Genomic DNA, 22,207 nt, shown 5'->3' with positions numbered 1-22,207 from the left:
GCCACCGGGAGCCGACCGTCAGATCCACCGTACGGCGACCCCGGCGGAGAACGCGCCGCTACGCAGCTCCAACCGGTCCGGGATCAGCTCGCCGCCGACCGTGAAGGCCAGCGGGACCAGCATCCGACCCCCGGGTGGCACCGGCTCGGCGAAGACGTCCCGACCACCGTTCTCCTGCCGGGTCGCCGCCTCGTCCACCCCGACCCAGTCACCGGTCGGCAGGTACGCCCGCTGCAACGGCCCGTACCAGAACTGTTCGGTGTCGCTGCGGTTGCGCAGCCCGACTGTGGCGACACACCGCCGATCCTGCCTCTGCCCATCAGCCGGCGCGCAGGCCATCCGGAAGACGGTGAACTCGAAGGCGGCCTCGGTCAGCAGCACCCCGAACCCGCCGGCCGGCGGCGCACCGATCCACCCGCTGGGCGCCTGGTTGGCCCGGTCCAGCACCTCGCTGCCGTAGCTCGCCACGCGTACCGCCGCCACCGCCAGCCCGGTCAGCATCGCCAGCAGCAGGCCGAACACCAGCGGCGTAGCCGGGCGCCAGCGGCGCTTCGGGGCGGCCGGCACCGCCGCCGGCAACCGCACCCGCCGCCCGGCCGGGGTGACGACCCGGCGTCGGTCGACCCGGCGCTCCCGCAGCCGGCGGCGCCACCCGTACCCGATCATCGCCACCACGACGAGTGCCGTCAGCCCGCCGATCAGCGGCATCGACGGGCGCTGCCACCAGGCCGGGTCCGCCGCCTCGATGCCGGCCGTCGGGGTCCACCGGGCGCTCGCGCAGTCGTACGGCCGCGCGGTGTCCCGCTCGTACGCGCAGACCGGGAAGGTCTGCGCGGTGCCGGCACCGCCCGGCCGAAACGACGCGGTGACCGTTTGCCCGCTGTTCGCCGGCAGGCTCAACTGCCAGGTGATCTCCGAGGCGTCGACCCGGCCGCCGGTGCCGACCGTGGCCACTGAGGTGGTGGTCGGTACGGCCATCCGCAGGGTGACGTCGACCGGGGACACCGTCCGGTTGACCGCCTCGACCCGGTAGGTCGCCGCGCTCTGCCCGATCTCGTTGATCGTCACCGCGACCAGCTCCTGCCCTTCGGCCGGTGCCGAAGCAGCCCTCTCGGCCCGTGCCGGGGTCACGCCCGGTGCCAGGATCCCCCCGCCGACCACAAGAACGACGCCGAACAGCCCGGCCCGCAGCGCATGTCGCCACCATGACATAGCCATCTCGATTCCGCCCCCCGACCCGAACGGTAGGCCGGTACCGGCCGTCCAGTCGGTAAAGCGCGGTTCCGCACACCTGATCCGGTGACCGGTGCTAGATTTCCGCCCCTTGTCGCGCCCGTTGTCGCCCTCGTCGTGACCGTTGTCGCCCTTTGCCGTGACCGTCGGGGTGGTGCAGGCACGGGACGATACATTGACCGGGTGCGTATCGCTCGTTTCGCCCATGGCAAGGGAATGTCGTTCGGGGTCGTCGAGGGGGAGCCGGGAGCCGGCCCCGAGGCGTTGACCGTCGCCGAGGTCGACGGCCACCCGTTCGGCAAGCTGACCTTCACGTCGCAGCGCTGGGCGCTGGCCGACGTCCGGCTGCTGTCGCCGATCCTGCCCAGCAAGGTGGTGTGCGTCGGGCGCAACTACGCCGACCACGCCGCCGAACACGGTGCCGAGGTGCCGGCCGAGCCGTTGCTGTTCCTCAAGCCGTCGACCTCGGTGATCGGTCCACGGGACGCGATCCGGCTGCCCGCGCAGTCTCGGCAGGTGGAGCACGAGGCGGAGCTCGCCGTGGTGATCGGACCGCCAGGTGCCCGGCGCGCCGACCGGGCCGCCGCCGAGCGGGCGATCTTCGGCTACACCTGCGCCAACGATGTCACCGCCCGGGACCTGCAGCGGTCGGACGGCCAGTGGACCAGGGCGAAGGGCTTTGACTCGTTCTGCCCGATCGGCCCGTGGATCGTCACCGGGCTGGACGTCGCCGACCTGGAGGTCCGCTGTGAGGTGGGTCCGAAGCCGGACGAGATGGACGTACGGCAGCTGGGCCGGACCAAGCAGATGGTCTTCGACGTGCCGACCCTGGTGTCGTACGTGTCACACGTGATGACGCTGCTGCCCGGTGACGTGATCCTGACCGGGACGCCGGCCGGGGTGAGCGAGTTGACCGCGGGCGACACGGTGTCGGTCCGGATCGAGGGCATCGGTGAGCTGGCCAACCCGGTGGTCGCGGCGGACTGAGGCAAACCGCTGCGGTATCCCGATTTGGCGCGCACCATGGGGTCAGGTAGAGTTCTGTCCCGGTGCGGCGAGCACCGATGGGGTATGGGGTAATTGGCAGCCCGACTGATTCTGGTTCAGTTAGTCTAGGTTCGAGTCCTGGTACCCCAGCCACCGACGCCGGAAGGCTCCAGATGGCGTCGGGGTGCTGGTCTCTGTTAGAGTTCGGCACCGTGTCCAACAGGACACAGCAGCACGAAACGGTAGTTTGCACCAGGAAAGTTCTGGCCCCGTCGTCTAGCGGCCCAGGACGCCGCCCTCTCAAGGCGGTAGCGCCGGTTCGAATCCGGTCGGGGCTACAGCGCTCAAGGCGCCCTCCTCAACGAGGGCGCCTTTTTCGTCGGCGGGTCACCGTCCGTCGCTGACCATCATGCCCGACCTGGCCCGGCCTGCGCCGAGTTATCCGGAAACTGGGCCTGCTCAGAGCACGGCAGGGCGCGGAGCCAATGCCCGATTCAGAGCCCGGAGAGCCGTTGACCGGCGCGGACCACGGCCATGGCGTGCCGCTCACCTGGCCGGCGGCCGAGCCGCTCGATCGGCCCGGAGACGCTGACCGAGGCGATCACCCGGCCGGTGCGGTCCCGGATCGGTGCGGAGACACTGGCCACCCCGGCCTCCCGCTCGGCGACGCTCTGCGCCCAGCCGCGCCGGCGCACCTCGGCGAGCGTACGGCCGGTGAACTTGCAGCGGGGCAGCAGCGGCATGACGGCCTCGGGCGGCTCCCAGGCCAGCAGGATCTGGGCGGCGGACCCGGCGGTCATCGGCAGCACCGAGCCGACCGGCACGGTGTCGCGCAGGCCACTGGCCCGCTCGGCTGCGGCGACGCAGATCCGCTCGTCGGCCCGGCGCAGGTAGAGTTGGGCGCTCTCGCCGGTGGCGTCGCGTAGCGCGGCCAGCAGCGGCTCGGCGGCGGTCAACAGCACGTCGGGCGCGGCGTTGGCCAGCTCGCCCAGCCGGGGGCCGGGCCGCCACCGCCCCTGGGTGTCCCGGACCAGCATCCGGTGGATCTCCAGGGCCTGTGCCAACCGGTGCGCGGTGGCCCGGGGCAGCTTGGTCCGGTCGACGAGTTCGGCCAGGCTGGCGCCGTCCACGCAGGCCGCGAGGATCACCACCGCCTTGTCGAGAACGCCGACACCGCTCATACTGTGTCCCACAAGCCGAAACATACCTCCCAGAATTTAGGATGTCCAGATGGTGGGAGCCACTTCGAAGCCGACATCGCCCAGGACCCTGGCCGAGAAGGTCTGGGACGCGCACGTGGTGCGATCCGCCGCGGGCGAGCCGGACCTGCTCTACATCGACCTGCACCTGCTGCACGAGGTCACCAGTCCGCAGGCCTTCGACGGGCTGCGGATGGCCGGCCGGCCGGTGCGCCGGACCGACCTGACCCTCGCCACCGAGGACCACAACACCCCGACCGGGTACGCCGACCCGGCGTTCAACAGCCGGCGCGGCGACCTGCTGACCATCAGCGACCCGACGTCGCGTACCCAGATCGAGACGCTGCGCCGCAACTGCGCCGAGTTCGGCATCAAGCTGCACGCCCTGGGCGACGACAACCAGGGCATCGTGCACGTCATCGGCCCGCAGCTGGGCCTGACCCAGCCCGGCATGACGATCGTCTGCGGCGACTCGCACACCGCGACCCACGGCGCGTTCGGGGCACTCGCCTTCGGCATCGGCACCAGCGAGGTCGAGCACGTGCTGGCCACCCAGACGCTGCCGCAGTCCCGGCCGAAGACGATGGCGGTCACCGTCACCGGCGAACTCGGCCCGGGGGTCACCGCCAAGGACCTGGTGCTGGCGCTGATCACCAAGGTCGGCACCGGCGGTGGTCGCGGCTACGTGGTCGAGTACCGGGGCGAGGCGATCCGCCGGCTCTCCATGGAGGGTCGGATGACGGTGGCGAACATGTCCATCGAGTGGGGTGCCAAGGCGGGCATGGTGGCGCCGGACGAGACCACCTTCGCCTACCTCAAGGGTCGGCCGAACGCGCCGCAGGGTGCCGACTGGGACGCCGCCGTGGCGTACTGGTCCAGTCTGGCCACCGACGAGGGGGCGACGTTCGACGCCGAGGTGATCCTGGACGCCGGCGAGATCACGCCGTTCGTGACCTGGGGCACCAACCCCGGGCAGGGCACCGCGCTGAGCGCCGTCGTGCCCGACCCGGAGCAGTTCGACACCGACGCGGAGCGGGTCGCCGCCCGCCGGGCGCTGGAGTACATGGACCTGCGGCCCGGCACCGCGCTGCGCGACGTGCCGGTCGACGTGGTCTTCGTCGGCTCCTGCACCAACGGCCGGCTGGAGGACCTGCGGGCCGCCGCCGACGTGCTGCGCGGGCGCAAGGTCGCCGACGGGGTACGGATGCTCGTGGTGCCCGGGTCGGCCAAGGTACGGGAGGCGGCCGAGAACGAAGGGCTGGACAAGGTCTTCGCCGACGCCGGTGCCGAGTGGCGGTTCGCCGGCTGCTCGATGTGCCTGGGCATGAACCCGGACACGCTCAGGCCGGGGGAGCGCTCCGCCTCCACCTCCAACCGCAACTTCGAGGGCCGGCAGGGCCGGGGCGGGCGTACCCATCTGGTGTCGCCGCCGGTGGCCGCCGCCACCGCCGTGGTGGGCCGGCTGGCCGCGCCGGCGGACCTCAACTGACCGCCGCCGGACACGCACCACGAGACGGGACCACGAACATGGACAAGTTCACCGTGCACACCGGGACCGCCGTCCCGCTGCGCCGATCTAATGTAGATACCGATCAGATCATCCCGGCGGTGTACCTCAAGCGGGTCACCCGGACCGGCTTCGCCGACGGTCTGTTCAATGCCTGGCGCGAGGATCCGGGATTCGTTCTGAACAATCCTTCGTATTCCGGAGCATCTATTCTCGTCGCTGGCCCAGAGTTCGGCACCGGGTCATCGCGTGAACACGCGGTGTGGGCGCTGCGGGACTGGGGCTTCCGAGCCGTGCTGTCCCCCCGCTTCGGCGACATCTTCCGCGGCAACGCGCTCAAGGAAGGTCTGCTGCCGGTCGAGTTGGAAATGCCCGCCATTGAGGAATTGTGGTCGCTGGTCGAGGCCGACCCGGCCGCAGGGGTGACCGTCGACCTGGCCGCCCGGGAGGTCAGGGCAGGTGCCTCCGGCTGGTCGTTCCCGATCGACGACTTCAGCCGGTGGCGGCTGATGGAGGGATTGGATGACATTGGACTGACCCTGCGTCACGAGTCGGTCATCACCGAGTATGAGCGTGGGCGGTTGTCGTTCAAGCCCGTCGTGGCATAGCGCACAACCGTCGAGCCGGCCCCTTCTCAACGGGTTCCCGACGCCGATTCCGCCCCCATCCGGTGGCCCACCAACCGTCCGGCTATACCAACCGGTCGGCCCGGGCCACCGGTTGGGGGCGAATCCGTTACGACACAAGGACTTTTTTCCGGCAGATGTTTGTGTCCTGCCGGTACAGGGCATACCGTGCGCGCAGAATGGCTCGTTGAGTCCAGTTGCACATACGGGAGGGAACTCGTGAACAAGGCAGAGCTCATCGATGCGCTCGCTGCTCGCCTGGGAGACCGCAAGACGGCGACGACGGCGCTCGACGCCGTCTTGGCCGAGGTTCAGTCGGCAGTCACCAAGGGCGACCGGGTGGGTATCACCGGTTTCGGGGTGTTCGAGAAGCGCGTCCGCGCGGCTCGAACAGCGCGCAACCCGCGTACCGGCGAGTCGGTGAAGGTCAAGAAGACCTCGGTGCCGGTCTTCCGGCCCGGCGCGGGCTTCAAGGACATGGTGGCCAGCGGCAAGGCGCCGAAGGCCACCGCGGCCAAGTCGACCGCGGCGAGGTCCACGGCGACGAAGGCCACCGCGGCCAAGTCCACGGCGGCCAAGAGCACCGCCCGTGGCGCGGCGAAGTCCACCGGTACGGCCGCCAAGGCGACCGCCACCAAGGCGCCGGCGAAGCGGGCGGCCGGCGGTACGGCGAAGAAGACCGCCGCCGCCAGGACCACCCGGTCCGCTGCGGCCGCGCCGGCCAAGAAGTCCACGGCCAAGAAGACCACCGCGACCCGGTCCACCGCGGCCAAGTCGACGGCGGCGAAGTCGACCGGGGCCAAGTCGACGGCGGCGAAGAAGTCGCCGGCGCGCAAGTCCACCGCCCGTAAAACCACCCGCTGAGCCGTCCGGCCACACCGGCCGGACACCACCAGCGCGAAGGCGCCCACCGCGTACCGGCGGTGGGCGCCTTCGTACATGCGACAGAGCCGCTAGAGCCGGTCCGCGCCGACCAGCCGCTCCCCGGCGAACGACAACAACCAGCCGCCGCCCTTCGCGGTACGGTGATCCGCCGCCGCCCGCCGGGTCAGCACCGTCAACGCGGCCGGGATCACCTTGCCCTGACTGCACACCGCGGCCGGCGTACCGGCCGCCGCCAGCTCGGTCAGCCGGCCCGCCGCCGCCAACGCGTTCTCGTCCGGCTGCTGGCCGGCGGCCGGCTCGTCGAACACCGACTCCACTTCGACCGGCAGATCCAGCGCCTGCGCCAGCGGGACGACCGTCTGCACACACCGCCGGGGCGACGCCGACAGCACCCGACGCGGCCCGGTCAGCACCAGCATCGCCGCCAACGCCCGCGCCTGCCGCAGCCCGGCGGTGTCCAACGGGCGGGCGCTGTCCGGACCCGGCCAGGTGTCCCGGCTGCCGGCGTGCGCGTGCCGCACCAGGGTGAGCGTCGCGGTCACCGGCGGCAGCTGCGCGAACCCGTGCAGCACCCCGACGTCGTGCCGGTACGTCAACCGCTGCCGCGCCTGCGCCAACGGCAGCCAGCACAACTCGTCAACCTCGTCGGCGGCGTCGACCGGCACCGGCCCGGCCGACGCCTCCACCGCCCGCATCGACCAGTAGTCGACCACCTTCAGGTTGCCGTCCGGCATGGTGTAACGGATCGACGGCAGCCGCACCTGCGGCACCGCCCGAATCCCGGTCTCCTCACCGACCTCCCGGACCGCCGCCGCCAACGGATGCTCCGCCGGCTCCAGTTTGCCCTTCGGCAGCGACCAGTCGTCGTGCCGGGGCCGGTGCACCAGACACACCTGCACCGCCCCGGTGTCGTCGGTGCGCCACACCACCCCGCCGGCGGCCCGGACCTCGGTCACGGCAGCCACTTCGTCCGCTGCCCCGCCGACGCCCGCTCCCAGGCGGCGGCGAACTCGGCCCGCGCCGCGCGGATCGCGGCCCGCTCCCGCTCGACCAACCGGCCGACGGTCATCGCCAACTCGTGGTCGTCCGGATGCTCGGCCAGCACCCCCTGCCAGGTCTCGGCGGCCACCGCCGCGTCCTGGTGCTCGCCGAGCAGGTTCTGCACCTTCGACAACGCCTTGGCCAGCTTCGCCGCCCCACCGCCGATCACCGGCGCCACCGCGTCCACCGCGTACCGGGCCTTCTTGCCGTTGATCCGCACCGCGTGCCAGCGTTCGTCGGAGGCGTCCAGGGTCAGATCGGCGGCACCGTCCACGCCGCTGCCGCCGTACGCCAGCCGACGCCACGGCTTGGCCACCAGCCGGGGCAGCACCTCGGTCGCCGGGCCGGACGCAGCCCCGGTCAGTCGCGGCTCCCGGGCCGCCTGCACCAGCATCTCCACCAGGGCAACGTACCGGTCCGAGCGCAGCGCCGCGTCCACCTCGGCCAGTGCCGCGGCCTGCCGGTCGGCGAGCGTCGCGTCGATCAGCTCGACCGCCGCCGACGGCAGCGGCGCCAACGGGTCCGCCCCGGCGGTACGCCGCAACCGGTCCCGCAGCACCTCGGCGTCGCGGGCACCGCCGAGCACCCCGGCGACCCACTTCAGTTCGTCGCGCAGCGCACCCGCCCACTCGCGGTCCACCAACGCCCGGAAGGTCCGCAGGTCGCTGCGCAGCCGTCGACAGCCCACCCGCATCTGGTGCACGGCGGTGTCGTCGTCGCCGACCGGGGCGTGCAGCCGTACCAGCGGGTCGTGCGCCAGGATCCGGGCGACGCCGTCGCGGACCGCCCGGGTGACCACGTCGGCGGCGGTCGGCTTGGCCGGCAGGTCCTCGACCGCCGGCAGCTCCGCCGGACCGGCGGCGGCCGCACCCAACGCCCGTACGTGCTTCGGGGTGAACCCGCCGGCGGTCGCCCCCGCCGCGACCAGGTCGGCCTCGACCCGGTCCAGCAGCGACCGCTTGGCGGCCTTCAGCTCGACCTCCACCTCGCGGAACCGCGACCGGACCGTCTTGCCGTCCAACACCGACACCGCGTCGTCGGCCAGCTCCACCAGCAGCGCTTCGTCGGCGTCGCGCAACTCCAGCACCGTGCGTACCGTGCGCACCGTCGCGGCCGGCGTCAGCTCCACCCCCCGCGAGTACGCGGTGACCAGCCACACCAGCTCCGTCGGCGGTTTGCCGCGCTTACCGGACCGGCTGATCTCATGCCGTACGCCCGGGGCGTCGGCGGGCAGCTTCACCGTCCACGGCTTCGAGTCGCCCACCCGGTGGCGCAGCGACACCCCGGCGCGGGCCAGCCGCAGATCCGGGGTGTCGTAGTAGGTGGCGGTCAGCTTCACCGCCGGCTGCTGCACCAGCCGGCCACCGTCCGGCAGACAGCCGGACAGGTCCGGCACGGTGAAACCCGGCTCGACCTCGTACTTGCGTTCCTCCTCCACCATCGGGCCAGCCTAGCGCCGCCGGCCCGGGGTCGCCGCTGCCGACAGGGCACCGCCGGCCCGCCGACGGCCGGTGACAGCAGGAGCTATTTGCCGGTGCCGATGAACCGCCGGAGCAGCCGCTCCTGCAGATGCACCAGCGGCCGCTCGTCGGTCGACCGGTGCCGGCTCCAGGTGCCGTCGGGGTGCAGCTCGAACGACTCGCACTCCGGGCTGAACGCGTCGCTCATCAGCTGGTCCAGCTCGGCGCGGGCCACCGGGTCGGTCACCTGCACCAGCGCCTCCACCCGGCGGTCCAGGTTGCGGTGCATCAGGTCGGAGGAGCCGATCCAGAACTCGACGTCGCCGTCGTTGCCGAACCGGAACACCCGGGAATGCTCCAGGAACCGGCCGAGGATCGACCGGACCCGGATGTTGTCCGACAGCCCCGGCACCCCGGGCCGCAGCGTGCACATCCCCCGGATCAGCAGATCCACCTGTACGCCGGCCTGCGACGCCCGGTACAGCGCGTCCACCAGCTCCTCGTCGACCAGCGAGTTCACCTTGATCTGGACCAGCCCGCCCCGGCCCTCGCGGACATGGGCGACCTCCCGCCCGATCCGCTCGATCAGCCCGCTGCGCACCCCGTGCGGGGCGACCAGCAGCCGCCGGTACGCGGTCTGCCGGCTGTAGCCGGTCAGCACGTTGAACAGGTCGGTCAGGTCCGCGCCGACCTCCGGGTCGGCGGTCAGCATGCCGAAGTCCTCGTACAGCCTGGCCGTCTTCGGGTGGTAGTTGCCGGTGCCGATGTGGCAGTAGCGGCGGATCTGGTTGCCTTCCTGGCGTACCACCAGGGCGGTCTTGCAGTGGGTCTTCAGCCCGACCAGGCCGTACACGACGTGACAGCCGGCCCGTTCCAGCATCCGCGCCCAGCCAATGTTGGCCTGCTCGTCGAACCGGGCCTTCACCTCGACCAGCACCACCACCTGCTTGCCGGCGGCGGCCGCCTCGATCAGCGCGTCGACGATCGGCGAGTCACCGCTGGTGCGGTACAGCGTCTGCTTGATCGCCAGGACGAGCGGGTCGGCCGCCGCCTGCTCGATGAACCGCTGCACGCTGGTGGAGAACGAGTGGTACGGGTGGTGCACCAGGATGTCGCCGTCGCGCAGGGTGGCGAAGACGCTGCGCGGCACCTCGCCCTCGACCAGCCGCGGGTGGGTGGCCGGCACGAACGGGCGGTCCTTGAGGTCCGGCCGGTCGGAGCTCTCGTACACCTGCCACAACGCGGACAGGTCCAGTAGCCCCGGCACCCGCAGCACGTCGTGGCTGTCCATGTCCAGCTCGCGGACCAGCAGGTCGAGCATGTGGTCGGAGATGGAGGCGGCCACCTCCAGCCGCACCGGCGGGCCGAACCGTCGCTGGGCGAGCTCCCGCTCCAGCGACTGCAGCAGATCCTCGTCGCGGTCCTCGTCGACTTCGAAGTCGGCGTTGCGGGTCACCCGGAACAGGTGGCACTCCACCACCTGCATCCCGGAGAACAGCTGGCCGAGCTGGGCGGCGATCAGATCCTCGACCGGCAGGAACCGGGCACCCAGCCCTTCCTGGCTGACCACCACGAACCGGGGCACGTTGTTCGGCACCTTGATCCGGGCGAACAGCTCCGGACCGCCGTCCGGGTCACGGACCGCGACGGCCAGGTTCAACGACCGGCTGGAGATGTACGGGAACGGGTGCGCCGGGTCGACGGCCAGCGGGGTCAGCACCGGGAAGATGTGCTCCCGGAAGTAGGTGCGCAGCCCTTCCCGCTCACCGGTGCTCAGATCGCTCCACCGGATCAGGTGGATGCCCTCGGCGGCCAGCCGGGGCCGGACCTCCTCGGTGAAGCACCGGGCGTGCCGGGCGACCAGGCCGGCGGTCTTCGCGGCGATCAGCTCCAACTGGGTACGCAGCGGCAGCCGGTCACCGCCGCGGACCGGCAGCCCGGCCTGCAGCCGGCGCTTCAGCCCGGCGATGCGGACCATGAAGAACTCGTCGAGGTTGCTGGCGAAGATGGCCAGGAACTTGGCCCGTTCCAGCAGCGGCGTCTGCGGGTCCTCGGCCAGCTCGATCACCCGGGCGTTGAAGTCGAGCCAGGACAGCTCCCGGTTGAGGAACCGGTCGTCGGGCAGCGGCTGGCGGGCCAGGGTGGCCGGCTCGTCCGGCTCGGCGGTGTCCGACACCGGGTTGGCCGGGTCGGGGGCCTGCAGCGGCAGCGGCGCGGCCGGTGCGTCGGTCGCGGACTCGGCCACCGCCTGCGGCGCCGGCTCGGTGGTCTCCGGCGCGGCCACCGCCTCCGGTCCAGCGGTCTCCGGTGCCGGTTGGGGCGCCGCCTCCGGTGCCGCCCTGGTGCGTCGGCGGGCGGTGCCGCCGGCTGACTTGCGGGCGCTGCCGGCCGTGGATCTCCGGGCGGTGCCGGGCGTCGACTTGCGGGCCGTGCCGGCCGATGCCTGGCGGGCGGTGCCGTTCGACGACTGACGGCGGGCCGGCCGTGGCGTCGCGGTCGCGCCGCCGTCGGCTGCGGGCTGGTCGGCGGCAGACTGGCCGGTGCCGGCGGGCTGGTCAGCGGTGGGCTGGTCGGCTGCGCGGCGCGGACGGGCGGCGGCGCGCCTGGAGGGGGCGGGCGTCACCCGGTAATCATGACCTGATCACGGTGAACTTGGCATGAATTCGCCCGGCTCCAGCTAGCCGAATGTGGGCAACGTAACGCGGTTGACGTGCCCGGACTCGTCACGCTCGATGCGTACCCGCTGACCCAGCCGCAGCAGCCGCAACCCGGAAGCGTCGAACGCGGCCGCCGGGAACGCCAGCTCCGCCCCGTCGTCGAGCAGCACCGTGCCGCTGCGGGTCGCCGGATCGAAGGTCGCCACCGTGCCCTGCATCTCAGCTCACCGACCTCTGCCGCATGTCAGCACGGTACCCGCTGGCGTACAGCGCGGCGGTGTGCCGACCCAGGCCGAGCCGGGCCGCGTCGGCGAGATCGGCGGCGGTGTCCACGTCGCGGCGCAGCGTCGGCCAGTCCCCGCCGCGCCGGACGGCACCCGACCGTTGATGCCGTACCGCCGATCCGGCGCCGAAACCCGGCCGCAGCGCGGTGCCGACGGCGGCCGCCAGCAGCACCGTGCCGGTGCCGGCGGCGTCCGGCACGAACCAGCGGCGGGCCCTGGTGCCTGCGGTGTCGACGGCGCTGGCGGTGTCGGTGTCGAGGGCGGCGGCCAGCTCCGCCGGCCGCAACGCCGGCAGGTCCGCGGTCAACGCGGCGACCGGCCGGCTGCCGCCGACAGTCGCGGCCCCGTGCGCCACCGCCGCGTTCAGCCCGCTCACCTCCGGTGCCCCGAGGTCTGGGGCGGCTAGGTCTGGGGCGGCGAGCTCCGGGTCGGCGACGGTACGGGCCCCGAGCGCGCCCAACGCGGCGGTGGCCGCCGGATCCGAGGTGACCACCACCACCTCGGCGACCAGCGGGCAGGCCAGCGCGGCGGCGACGGTGTCGCGGGCCAGGGCCAGCGCCAGCTCCTCATGCGGTACGCCGTCGAGCGCGCCCCGCAGCCGGCTCTTCGCCACCGCGAGCCGCTTGACCGGCAGCACCACCGACCAGGTCGCGTTCCGCACCGCTCCATCCTGCCGGCTGGGCTCGCATTGGCTCTGGCCGGGTCGGACAGGGCATGATTCGCTGCGTCGGTCGGCAAGACGGCGGTCGGGTGCGGTGACCCGGTGGTGGCCAGGGTGGTGGCCAGGGTGCGGTGACGAGGAGGATCGGGTGGCGCGGCGGAAACTGGGCTTCTGGCGACGCTTCATCGTGATGGTGGTCAAACCGACCCTGCTCGTATGGACGAAGCGGAACTGGTCCGGGATGCAGCACATTCCCGGCACCGGTGGGGTGATCGTCGTCGCCAACCACATGTCGCACGCCGACCCGATGGTCATCGGTCACTTCCTCTACGAGACGGGCCGCTGGCCCCGGTTCCTCGGCAAGGCCAGCCTGTTCACCATCCCGGTCATCGGGCGCTGGCTGCTCAAGGTGAAGCAGATCCCGGTGCACCGGGGCAGCGTCGACGCGATCAAGTCGCTGGAGGCGGCGATCGTCGGCGTCGACGAAGGCGGCGCGGTGGTGATCTACCCGGAGGGGACCACCACCCGCGAGCCGGACCTGTGGCCGATGCGCGGCAAGACCGGCGCGGCCCGCCTGGCGTTGACCACCGGTGCCCCGGTCGTGCCGGTGGCGATGTGGGGTCCGCAGCAGATGTACGACCCGCGGACCGGGAAACTGAACCTGCTGCCCGGCCGGAAGGTGACCGTCGTCGCCGGTGAACCTCTCGACCTGAGCAGATGGGCCGAGGTCGAGCCGACCCGGGCGGTGCTGGAGGAGATCACCGAGACCATCATGCTGCGACTGCGGGACATGGTCGCCGAGATTCGGGGCGGCGAGGCCCCGCCGCTGTACACCCCGAGTGCCCGCCGCAACAACCGGACCACCGGCGCCCCGGAGCCGGGACAGTGACCGGGACCGGCCGGGCCGTCGTCCTGGGCGCCGGCTCGTGGGGGACCGCGTACGCCAAGGTGCTCGCCGACGCCGGGGCCGACGTGGTCCTCTGGGCCCGGCGCGAGCAGGTCGCCGCCGCGATCCGCGAGTACGGCACCAACCCCGACTACCTGCCCGCGGTGCGGCTGCCCGACCGGGTCACCGCCACCAGCGACGCCGCCGAGGCGATCAAGGGCGCGGGGCTGGTCGTGCTCGCCGTACCGTCGCAGACGCTGCGCGGCAACCTGGGCGACTGGGTCGCGCACATCGGCCCCGACGCGACCCTGGTCAGCCTGATGAAAGGGATCGAACTCGGCACCACCAAGCGGATGAGCGAGGTGATCGTCGAGACCACCGGGGTCGGCCCGGACCGGGTCGTGGTGGTCTCCGGCCCCAACCTGGCCGCCGAGATCGCCGCCGAGCAGCCGGCCGCCAGCGTCGTCGCCGGCACCGACACCGCGCGCACCGCCGCCGTGCAGCGGGCGATGCTCACCGGCTACCTGCGGCCGTACACCAACGACGACGTGATCGGCTGCGAGCTGGGCGGGGCCGTGAAGAACGTGATCGCCCTGGCGTACGGCATCGCCACCGCGATGCGCCTCGGTGACAACACCAAGGCCACCCTGATCACCCGGGGGCTGGCCGAGACGGCCCGGCTGGGGGTGGCGCTCGGCGCCGACCCGCTGACCTTCTCCGGGCTGGCCGGCCTCGGTGACCTGGTCGCCACCTGCTCGTCGCCGCTGTCGCGCAACCGGACGTTCGGCGAGCACCTGGGCCGGGGGGAGACCCTGGAACAGGCGCAGGCCGCCACCCGGCAGACCGCCGAAGGGGTGAAAAGCTGCCTGTCGATCCGGGACCTGGCCCGCGCGCACGGGGTGGAGATGCCGATCACCGAGCAGGTCGAGCGGATCTGCCACGAGGGCCTGGACCCGCGTACCGCGTTGACGCTGCTGATGACGCGGGCCACGAAACCGGAATAGGCTCTGCCACCGGCCGGCGACCTTGGCCAGGATGAAGGCCATGACCGCTACTTCCCGCGACCCGGGGTACGGCGACGGCACCCGGTGCGTCGCCGCCGGGCTGCCCGAGCCGACCCCCGGCCAGCCGTTCCTGCCCGGCCCGGTGTTCGCCGCCCCGTACCACCTGGACCCGGTTTCCGGGCCGTCGCCGGACCGCGACGGCTACGCTCGGGAGGACAACCCGACCTGGCGGGCGCTCGAATCGGCCATCGGTGACCTGGAAGGCGGCGACACGCTCGTCTTCGCCAGCGGCCAGGCGGCGATCACCGCGCTGCTGCTGACCACGCTGCGCCCCGGCGACACGGTGCTGCTGCCCGCCGACGGCTACTTCACGGTGCGGGCGCTGGCCGCCACGGTGCTGGAGCCGATCGGTGTGACCGTGCGGCTGGTGCCGACCGCCGGGCCGTACCCGGATTTCGCCGGGGTGCGACTGGTGCTGCTGGAGACCCCGGCCAACCCGGGCCTGGACGTCTGCGACGTCGCCGCGCTCGCGGCGGCGGCGCACCAAGCCGGCGCGCTGGTCGCGGTCGACAACACCGCCGCCACCCCGCTCGGGCAGCGTCCGCTGGACCTGGGTGCGGACATCGTGGTCGCCTCCGGCACCAAGGCGCTGACCGGTCACTCGGATCTGCTGCTCGGCTACCTGGCCACCCGTTCGGCGGCGGCGCTGGCCGATGCGAAGCGGTGGCGCAAACTTACCGGGTCGGTGCCGGGCCCGTTCGACTGCTGGCTCGCCCACCGGTCCCTGGCCACACTGGACCTGCGGCTGGCCCGCCAGTCAGCCAACGCGGAAGCGGTCGCCGCCGCGCTGGTCGGGCGCCGTGACGTCACCGGCGTACGCTGGCCCGGCCTGCCGACCGATCCGTCGTACGCGGTCGCTACGGCCCAGATGCGCCGTATCCCGGGGATCGTGTCGTTCGACCTGGGCGACGCCGAGCGGGTCGGCCGGTTCCTGACCGCGTCGAAACTGGTGTCGGCGGCCACGTCGTTCGGTGGTCTGCACACGGCCGCCGACCGGCGGGCCCAGTGGGGCGACGACACCTCACCGGGCTTCGTCCGACTCTCCTGCGGCATAGAGGACACTGTGGACCTGGTACGCGACGTCGTCGCCGCCCTGGATGCCACCAACTGAGTCGCCATGGCAGTTATTGGCTCGGACTCGGCGGCCTACTGGTAGATGCATCGCGGTTCGGTTAGGCGGTGCGGGTTGGTGTCAAGAGATATGTAAGGCCCTGATCGTTAAACGGGCCATCTCCAAGTACAACGCCTGCGGACCCGATATGGACCGCGTCAGCTACCGGACCACGATCGACATCACGATCATGACCAGCCCCTTGACACCACCCACACCGCCCAACTGAAACAGCGATGGTATTGGCTGATGCCGGACCGGCAGGACCCGGGCAGCGATGTCCGCCTGGTAAACGGCGAAGTTCAAGCCACTGTCCGGCATACCGTCCGTGTTCGGCGCACCGTCGTAGTCGTATGACCGCCGCAAGATCTTGTACCGGCCGGCGCACTTGTGGGAACCACTCCCAAACTCCGATGAGGAGGTACGGCAGCGTCACCACTGACAGCCGTTGCGTTGACCAGCATCAACGATCACCGAAGGCGAAGGGACCGATGTCATCGACGATCTCAACGGCCAAACCCGCCTCGTGAAGATCATCGATCAAGACTTGGTCACCTGTGATCAGGACAGGCGACGTCCTGGGGCCCAGCCGTCGTAAGAAGTCGACGACCGGGCGCCGGCGAGCCGCCGCCGTTACTGGCACGTCGAGGATCGCGTACCCGATACTGGCCAAGGCGTGTCGGAACGTTGCGAGTCCTGGCACGTCAGGGCAGCACAGGATACCGACGGCGGTCGAACCCCCGATCTCCGCCAACAGACGGCCGAGATCAGCGCGGGGCTGGCCACGCAGCCATGCCTGGTCGACAAGTACGACGCGGCCGGTGAGCGACTCCGGCGCCGGTAATGTGCGTGGCGTCGCTGCCCGAAGCTCGAGGTGCGGCGTACGCTCAGCTACGGCGGCGGACTCAGCCTCGGCCGCATCGACGGGCACCGGAGTCACCAGATCGAGCAGGCTAGCGCCCCCGTTTCGGTCGGCGACCAGCAGACCGCCCTCCCATTCGACGATCCGCAGAGGGATACTCGCTGGGACCAGCTTCGCGGAAGGTTCGGACGCCTGAGTCCGCGCCTGGGCCTCCCAACAGCACACCGCTCCATCGTCGCCGCCCGTCACGACCCATCTTCCGCCGGCCAACGGCAGGACGGCCTGGATGCTCGCGCCACCCAGGTGATGCCCTAGCGTCTGCTCCTTGACTGCGCTTGGCCGCTGGCCGTCGGGCAGGGACCAACGCACGAGCCGACCTGCCTGATCTCCGGTGAAAACGGCTTTGCCATCGCGAGAAAAGGCGAGCTGCTTGACGGAGTGCGGATTTCGAGAAAACTCCTGCGCAGAGCCTCCCGTCAGCTTCCAGAGCACCAGCCTGCCATCCTCCCCGGCGGATACCGCCCGTAAGCCGAAGGGGCAGACCGCGATCCGAAGGGCTTGCCCACTGTAGGCATGGCGGCCTAGCTGGGTCCGTTGCCATCGGCTGTCACCGCTTGCCTGCGACCAGAGGTCTACCACGCCTCCGGTCCGGACCGTGAGGAAGCGGTCGGGTCCCGCTATTGCAAGGCCCGTGACGAACGAGTCCTCTCTCGGACAGATTTCGACAGGCCTGTTCCTGCCGGACACGTCTACGAGCCGAATCCGACCATCGCGGTAGGTGACCACCGCGAGGCCGTTGCCGGGTAGTACGGCGGCGCGAAACACTTCGACCTTGTCCAGCTTGGTAAGTGTTCCGCCGCCAGCAGCCGGCGACCAGCGGTATAAGCCGTCGTAGCCACCAATCAATATGGTCTGGCTCGTCGTGTCCACCGACATCGCCCACACGTTGCGAGGAAAGGTTCCGGACTGCTCGCCGTCAGTTTGGGCGCTCCATCGCAGGAGCAAGCCGTCCTTCCCTGCGGTGACGACCGAGTCGGAGCCGGGTGAGCCGGTTCTTGGCCACGACTCCGCAGCATAGACCGCACGATCGTGGCGGCCTAACACTACTGGGTCGCCACCAGTCAGCGGCCACATGAGGACTCTGCCGTACGAGTCCCCGACGACAGCTCCGTTATCGACGAGCGCGAGGGAATTCATTGGGACGTCGTGATGCCCGAGTACGGTGCTCTCTGCACCATCGAGGCGAGAGCACACGAGTGTGTGCGCGGAAAGGCTGAGTACGGTGTTTCCGGCGGGCCGCAGGGCACGCACCGATTCGCCGTGCGGATGGTAGCCGAGGTGAACACTCGCAGTGCTTTCCTGTGCACGCCATAGCTGGATCCGGCCGTACTGGTTTCCTCCGACGAGTAGTCCGCCCACGGTCGCGAGGGCGCCTAGGCGCCCATCCGTAGCCAAATCAATTGGCTCGGTGTCCTGGTGAAGGTCCCAGCGGAAAAGCCGACCGCCGCCATCGGCGACGAAGAGGTCCTGACCGGATTCACTCAGGCACAACGCGGACACTTCCCGCGGCACGCGCCCGATCGTCCGCCGCGCACCGCCGGTTCGCAGCGGCCATGAAATCACCTCGCCGGCCGCATCTCCGGTGACGGCACGTTGACCGTGGACGTCAACTGCCAGCGCGGTCACTGGGCGGTCAAGCTCGCCGATTTCCCGAGGTCTTCCCAGCGGTGCCGGATAACTCTCCTCCGTCGCTTGGGCGATTCGCCACTCCCAAAGCGTCTGTTGAGTTCCGGTGCCGGGACTTCCGGTAGTTACGAAGACGGCCGTGGTGCCGCTGTGGACAGTTAGGTAACGGATCGGTCCCGCTGCTGGTCGCAGGCGATTACGCAGATGTACGGTGCACCACCGCGTAGTCAGAACCGGAGCGCCTGTCCTAGTAGAAAGTGCGATCAGATGATGGTGTGCCGCAGCGGCGAGTGCATCATTTCCGGGCGCGACATGGGCTTGGTGTAGCAGCTGTTGAGCGACCGTTTCGGCCATACTGCGCAGGTCGCCGGACCCTAACTCGTCGGCCTGCGCGACCAGCGCCAACCACAGCTCGGTGAGTCGAACTGTCATACAAATTCCTTGTCGTTTGGCTTGGGGTTGTCGCGCCATTGAATAAAAAATCCATCACGACCGTCGGAGACGATATTGAGCAAGATGCGTCTCGTCGGGTTCCCGTGTTCCGCTCGGTATTGGCCGTCCCAGACAAGAATATACAACACCCCAATCAAAGGAATCGACACGTTCGGGAACTCCTTCGCCAGGTCCTGCAGTTCCTTGGCAGCCTCATCCCATGAAGAATACGGACGCGGCGGCGGATCCTGCCCCGTGTTCCGCTTCGCCCGTCTAAGAATTGGGTGGCCCCAGTTTGGCATCTGCTGGTTCACCCTGCCCATATTGATCCGCTGCGGCATACGGGACAGCGGGATATCGGGAGCAGCCTCCTCGACCTGCAACGTCCACCAGCCGTCTTCGGTGGCGACTGTTGTTATCCGTGCAAGGTAGCCGACAAAGCCCTCGCGTCGGCGCCTTTCGGTCAGACCGAATCCCTTTATAAAGAGCACCAATTGAGTCGGATCCCGGCGATAGTCATGCCAGGTAGACGCGACGAAATATCGCGCCAAGACCTCTAGTTGGCGCAATGCGCCGGCTTTATCGGCGTATCGATATGTGCCGTCGACTGCTGCTTGTATCGTCGGGTGCCTCATGGTTGCGTACTTGCGATTTTGCGATTTCTTCTTAAACGGCTCTTTGGGTCGATCATCCGGCTGTGGACCGGCCGGTTCGGAACCGACTGTTCCGTCGTGTCGCCGGGATCTGTGGATATATGAGCGGCGCACACCGGGCGGCATATGCTCCAAATCGAGTATTTCAATGTATCGACCGTCGGGCCACAGCAAAACATCGTCGGGCGTCGCTGCAGTGACGGCGTCGACTAAGCGGCCCAGTTCTCGGACCGCGACCAGCGGGCCGAGCGGAATACTTGGATCATCGCTAGCAAGGATGCACGCTTCCAGCCACCGCCAATCCTCGATGAGGCGACGTACCCGGCCCATCTGTCGATCCCAGGACTCCTCGACAACACCGGGCCGGCGGATGGGTCCAGCGCGCAGCAAGTCAGCGAGCAATGCCGGAGCGGTGGCGATCGCCAGTCGGCGACCGACACCGTCCCAGCTAGGTCCGGTTCCATCCAATGGGGTGAGCACACGCAGGAATCGTTCCCGTTCGGCGTTCAGGGTGAGCGTGGGATCGGTGGCCGCGAGATTGAGTACTCCCTGCCGAACCTCTGGGTGGTAGATCCGGTAACGGGAGTCATGCTCGTCGGGGTCAGGAAGGCGTAGGTAACGGCGTGCCGGGCCGTATGAAACCCGCCGTATCAGGTCTTCGCCCCATGGCCACCGTACCGCTGGCATCACACCGTTGGGCCCCGGAGAATGCCAGATTGCGGCCATCTCTGATTCTGTGAGGCCGTAGGGAGTCATCGCAGCGAGAGTCAGGAGACGAATTGTGTCCTTGGAATCCAGATCATCATCACTGAGTCGATCACGGATATCTTTTAGTGATTGCTCGACGTGGGCGATCGCGCTCCGCCGCGGGGCCGCTGAATCCTCAATTGGCAACCGGCCTTCAGAATCGTATGCGGTCAGTAGGTCGTCAGCGACGAGGAACAAACCGTTGGAAAGCCGGGCGACCTGGTGAGCTGCGGTTATGAGCGCCTCATTTGTCAGCGACGGAGCAAGGCGCGTTAATGCGTACTCTTGAATCTCTTCATCGGCCACTGCCGAAAGTTCGATCGTGTCCGCGCTTATATTTTCCGGTAGGTATTGCGAAGACAACAGGACCTTCAACCGCCAGTCAGGAAACCTGTGACGGTAGGTAAGTAGGCGTTCGATGTCCGAATAACCGCCCTGTGGCTCGACCAACAACTCATTTATTGCATCTATGGCTATCACCAGGACTGGAGGCGCGGTGTCACGGGTTGCGCGACGATCCAGTTCGACCGATAGCGCACCTATGGAAGTGTCGCCCGACGACACGATCATCGTGCCGACGAGCGCGCCGATCGTCGTCGGGCTGATGCCGCCGACGCTCGTCGCCGAGGAGATGAGCACATCGGCCGGCTGAGGGGCGACCCCCTCACTCGCTAGCGCTTTGATGATTGAGTTGAACAGTACTGCGCGGTCGACGACCCGCTCAGCATATGACACAAGGACGGTGCCGGTCGAACGAAGCACCGCGAATGGCACCTGAACACCAGATGCCGCGTTTAGGTGGGCGACCGCCTGTTCCATGAGCACGCTCTTGCCGGCACCCGGCTCGCCGACAAGCACCATGACGTCATCTGCCCCACGATCGACAGCCCACTCTGCTAGCTGGTTAAGCAGTCGCGTCCGCTGAAACTGGGGCCGGATTCGCACAATGAACGGGGCGGAACCGAGCGAGTCGTCGTCCTGGTTAGCACCGACAAGGAGCCGTACACCCTTCTCTGCCAGACGGATGAGCGCACCGAAGAGCTTGCGGGTCCAAACCTGTGGTAGTTCGTCTAGGTCATCAATGATCACCAGCGTGACGGCTGCTGGCGCCTCCGCCGTCCCGGTGAGCGTGTCGGCCAACGCTTCCTGCGGCTCGGCGACTGAGCCGGTAATGCCGTCAGGACCGAACCTCACCCAGCTCGTGGCGTCGGGCACAGCTATACCCGACGCGAGAAGCAGGTTGATGACCTGCGACCTGTCCGCCGCCTTCCCGCCCAGAACCGCAGCGACGGTCTGGCCTCGTCGCCCGCGCAGCCAGCGCTTGAGCTCTGCGACGGCGTCTCCAAGCGTCAGCGCGGTGAGCGGCCGCCGGTCAGGGGAGGTCACGGCGCCGTTTCCTCTGGTGGCGGGCCCTGATCCTGGTGACCGAAGCTGTCGATCACGGCGCCGTAGGTCGTCGTGCCTTCGTCGCCGCCCTGGACCCGGTGCTGCACCTCGAGTGTGCCGCGGAACGTCCCTGCACGGAGGCCGACGTGTTGCCCCTTTGTGTCGATCAGATCGGTGCGGACAACGGCTCGATCGCCCATTTGGTCGGAGGCTGGTGGAAACTGCAATTTCCGTCCATAAATCTGCTCGATTCTGCGATGCAGGTCAGCCAGGGCAGAGAGAAGATCCGGGTCGTCACCGCGTACCAGGTCAGGATCGTCCGCGTACGGGGTCAACACCCCCACCAACTGCTGCAGCTCGGGCAGCATCCGGTGCAGCCGTTCGTCATTGGGAATCCACGACTTGGCACCTTGATCGATTGCTGCGAGAGGACTTTCTGGCAATTCCTTCGTCTTGTCTCCGGCCTTGTTGCGCCGAACTCGGACAATCAAATCGCGCAGCGTCTCGAAGAGGATAGAAAACGTTGGACCAATTGCTGCACCAGCGATTCCGACGAGTGAAAATGGGTCGGTCACACGCGTATTCCGATCTCTGAGACCACCCGAACGACCTTTCGGCGCTCGGACCAATATTCCACAACATGAGCGACGTTCTCCCCATTCGGCAGGGCCCACCAGTATCGCATCCATCCGATGCGCGACACAAGAGTCGGACCGGACTTGAGTCAGATAGGATGGCCCGGTTCCTGGGCCTCGATCCACCGATGAAGGTCGGACCGGCAGGACCCCGGCTATAGAAAGTGCCCTCTGAACTGGAAGGATAGGAGTTCTGACGCTTCTA

17 protein-coding genes and 2 tRNA genes are annotated in these 22,207 nt (G+C 69.4%); 9 read left to right on the top strand and 10 right to left on the bottom strand.

Going from position 1 to position 22,207, the window contains the following annotated elements; translation table 11 throughout:
- Positions 1 to 18: 18 nt before the first annotated feature.
- Positions 19 to 1,218 (bottom strand): hypothetical protein, encoded by a 1,200-nt coding sequence (locus ACXAHD_RS17710; RefSeq protein ID WP_475051755.1) that lies wholly within the window; start codon positions 1,216 to 1,218, stop codon positions 19 to 21.
- A 198-nt stretch (positions 1,219 to 1,416) separates the two neighbouring features.
- Between ACXAHD_RS17710 and ACXAHD_RS17705 the strand changes: the two genes are divergently transcribed.
- The 3 genes from ACXAHD_RS17705 (at position 1,417) to ACXAHD_RS17695 (ending at position 2,558) form a co-directional block, all read left to right on the top strand.
- Entirely contained in the window at positions 1,417 to 2,220 is an 804-nt protein-coding gene (locus ACXAHD_RS17705; RefSeq protein ID WP_281553842.1) for a fumarylacetoacetate hydrolase family protein, read from the top strand.
- A gap of 78 nt (positions 2,221 to 2,298) precedes the next feature.
- Positions 2,299 to 2,373 (top strand) — tRNA-Gln (locus tag ACXAHD_RS17700).
- A gap of 112 nt (positions 2,374 to 2,485) precedes the next feature.
- Positions 2,486 to 2,558: transfer RNA gene (locus ACXAHD_RS17695), tRNA-Glu, on the top strand.
- A 156-nt stretch (positions 2,559 to 2,714) separates the two neighbouring features.
- Here the strand turns inward: ACXAHD_RS17695 and ACXAHD_RS17690 are convergent.
- Positions 2,715 to 3,401, bottom strand: coding sequence for an IclR family transcriptional regulator (locus ACXAHD_RS17690; RefSeq protein ID WP_123600449.1), 687 nt, complete (start codon positions 3,399 to 3,401; stop codon positions 2,715 to 2,717).
- A gap of 49 nt (positions 3,402 to 3,450) precedes the next feature.
- Between ACXAHD_RS17690 and leuC the strand changes: the two genes are divergently transcribed.
- The 3 genes from leuC to ACXAHD_RS17675 all read left to right on the top strand — a co-directional run bounded on the left by leuC (position 3,451) and on the right by ACXAHD_RS17675 (position 6,416).
- Complete coding sequence (leuC, locus tag ACXAHD_RS17685) at positions 3,451 to 4,908, top strand: 3-isopropylmalate dehydratase large subunit (RefSeq protein WP_281553843.1); 1,458 nt, start codon at positions 3,451 to 3,453, stop codon at positions 4,906 to 4,908.
- Positions 4,909 to 4,946: 38 nt separating this feature from the next.
- Complete coding sequence (leuD, locus tag ACXAHD_RS17680) at positions 4,947 to 5,534, top strand: 3-isopropylmalate dehydratase small subunit (protein ID WP_281553844.1); 588 nt, start codon at positions 4,947 to 4,949, stop codon at positions 5,532 to 5,534.
- 237 nt (positions 5,535 to 5,771) lie between these two features.
- Positions 5,772 to 6,416, top strand: a complete 645-nt coding sequence (locus tag ACXAHD_RS17675; RefSeq protein ID WP_281553845.1) for an HU family DNA-binding protein — start codon at positions 5,772 to 5,774, stop codon at positions 6,414 to 6,416.
- An 89-nt stretch (positions 6,417 to 6,505) separates the two neighbouring features.
- On the opposite strand, the gene ACXAHD_RS17670 is transcribed toward ACXAHD_RS17675, so the two are convergent.
- The 5 genes from ACXAHD_RS17670 to cofC all read right to left on the bottom strand — a co-directional run bounded on the left by ACXAHD_RS17670 (position 6,506) and on the right by cofC (position 12,540).
- Positions 6,506 to 7,402, bottom strand: a complete 897-nt coding sequence (locus ACXAHD_RS17670; RefSeq protein WP_281553846.1) for an NUDIX hydrolase — start codon at positions 7,400 to 7,402, stop codon at positions 6,506 to 6,508.
- Complete coding sequence (locus ACXAHD_RS17665; protein ID WP_281553847.1) at positions 7,390 to 8,919, bottom strand: CYTH and CHAD domain-containing protein; 1,530 nt, start codon at positions 8,917 to 8,919, stop codon at positions 7,390 to 7,392. Before ACXAHD_RS17665 ends, ACXAHD_RS17670 begins: the two co-directional genes overlap by 13 nt.
- 83 nt (positions 8,920 to 9,002) lie before the next feature.
- Complete coding sequence (locus ACXAHD_RS17660; protein ID WP_475051773.1) at positions 9,003 to 11,222, bottom strand: RNA degradosome polyphosphate kinase; 2,220 nt, start codon at positions 11,220 to 11,222, stop codon at positions 9,003 to 9,005.
- 393 nt (positions 11,223 to 11,615) lie between these two features.
- A complete protein-coding gene (locus ACXAHD_RS17655; RefSeq protein ID WP_123600457.1) occupies positions 11,616 to 11,813 on the bottom strand; it encodes a cold-shock protein in 198 nt (65 codons plus the stop codon).
- Position 11,814: 1 nt separating this feature from the next.
- Positions 11,815 to 12,540: a 2-phospho-L-lactate guanylyltransferase gene (cofC, locus tag ACXAHD_RS17650; RefSeq protein ID WP_281553848.1), complete on the bottom strand. Its 726-nt coding sequence runs from the start codon at positions 12,538 to 12,540 to the stop codon at positions 11,815 to 11,817.
- A 148-nt stretch (positions 12,541 to 12,688) separates the two neighbouring features.
- Between cofC and ACXAHD_RS17645 the strand changes: the two genes are divergently transcribed.
- Genes ACXAHD_RS17645 through ACXAHD_RS17635 form a run of 3 tightly spaced genes read left to right on the top strand, consistent with a single transcriptional unit; the run spans position 12,689 to position 15,601 of the window.
- Positions 12,689 to 13,429, top strand: a complete 741-nt coding sequence (locus ACXAHD_RS17645) for a lysophospholipid acyltransferase family protein (RefSeq protein WP_289212456.1) — start codon at positions 12,689 to 12,691, stop codon at positions 13,427 to 13,429.
- Positions 13,426 to 14,430: an NAD(P)H-dependent glycerol-3-phosphate dehydrogenase gene (locus tag ACXAHD_RS17640; protein WP_282229781.1), complete on the top strand. Its 1,005-nt coding sequence runs from the start codon at positions 13,426 to 13,428 to the stop codon at positions 14,428 to 14,430. The genes ACXAHD_RS17645 and ACXAHD_RS17640 overlap by 4 nt, the downstream gene beginning before the upstream one ends.
- 40 nt (positions 14,431 to 14,470) lie before the next feature.
- Entirely contained in the window at positions 14,471 to 15,601 is a 1,131-nt protein-coding gene (locus ACXAHD_RS17635; RefSeq protein WP_289212457.1) for a cystathionine gamma-lyase, read from the top strand.
- A 463-nt stretch (positions 15,602 to 16,064) separates the two neighbouring features.
- On the opposite strand, the gene ACXAHD_RS17630 is transcribed toward ACXAHD_RS17635, so the two are convergent.
- Genes ACXAHD_RS17630 through ACXAHD_RS17620 form a run of 3 tightly spaced genes read right to left on the bottom strand, consistent with a single transcriptional unit; the run spans position 16,065 to position 21,942 of the window.
- Positions 16,065 to 18,581 carry a WD40 repeat domain-containing protein gene (locus ACXAHD_RS17630; protein ID WP_475051743.1) on the bottom strand — a complete coding sequence of 839 codons (2,517 nt, stop codon included), beginning with the start codon at positions 18,579 to 18,581 and terminating at the stop codon, positions 16,065 to 16,067.
- Positions 18,578 to 21,367, bottom strand: coding sequence for a P-loop NTPase family protein (locus tag ACXAHD_RS17625; protein WP_475051741.1), 2,790 nt, complete (start codon positions 21,365 to 21,367; stop codon positions 18,578 to 18,580). The genes ACXAHD_RS17630 and ACXAHD_RS17625 overlap by 4 nt, the downstream gene beginning before the upstream one ends.
- On the bottom strand, positions 21,364 to 21,942 hold the full coding sequence (locus tag ACXAHD_RS17620; protein WP_475051739.1) for a hypothetical protein: 579 nt from the start codon (positions 21,940 to 21,942) through the stop codon (positions 21,364 to 21,366). Before ACXAHD_RS17620 ends, ACXAHD_RS17625 begins: the two co-directional genes overlap by 4 nt.
- Between the last annotated feature and the right edge of the window lie 265 nt (positions 21,943 to 22,207).

This window comes from Micromonospora sp. ABR4_055 (assembly GCF_056160425.1).
Note: the sequence above shows the minus strand (reverse complement) of the source record. Positions and strands in the feature narration are given on the sequence as shown.

What these genes read in the sequence shown, in the direction of transcription:
- ACXAHD_RS17710 (WP_475051755.1), bottom strand. Translation starts at nt 1,218, where the DNA reads ATGGCTATGTCATGGTGGCGACATGCGCTGCGGGCCGGGCTGTTCGGC.
- ACXAHD_RS17690 (WP_123600449.1), bottom strand. Translation starts at nt 3,401, where the DNA reads ATGAGCGGTGTCGGCGTTCTCGACAAGGCGGTGGTGATCCTCGCGGCC.
- leuC (WP_281553843.1), top strand. Translation starts at nt 3,451, where the DNA reads ATGGTGGGAGCCACTTCGAAGCCGACATCGCCCAGGACCCTGGCCGAG.
- leuD (WP_281553844.1), top strand. Translation starts at nt 4,947, where the DNA reads ATGGACAAGTTCACCGTGCACACCGGGACCGCCGTCCCGCTGCGCCGA.
- ACXAHD_RS17665 (WP_281553847.1), bottom strand. Translation starts at nt 8,919, where the DNA reads ATGGTGGAGGAGGAACGCAAGTACGAGGTCGAGCCGGGTTTCACCGTG.
- ACXAHD_RS17655 (WP_123600457.1), bottom strand. Translation starts at nt 11,813, where the DNA reads ATGCAGGGCACGGTGGCGACCTTCGATCCGGCGACCCGCAGCGGCACG.
- ACXAHD_RS17635 (WP_289212457.1), top strand. Translation starts at nt 14,471, where the DNA reads ATGACCGCTACTTCCCGCGACCCGGGGTACGGCGACGGCACCCGGTGC.
- ACXAHD_RS17630 (WP_475051743.1), bottom strand. Translation starts at nt 18,581, where the DNA reads ATGACAGTTCGACTCACCGAGCTGTGGTTGGCGCTGGTCGCGCAGGCC.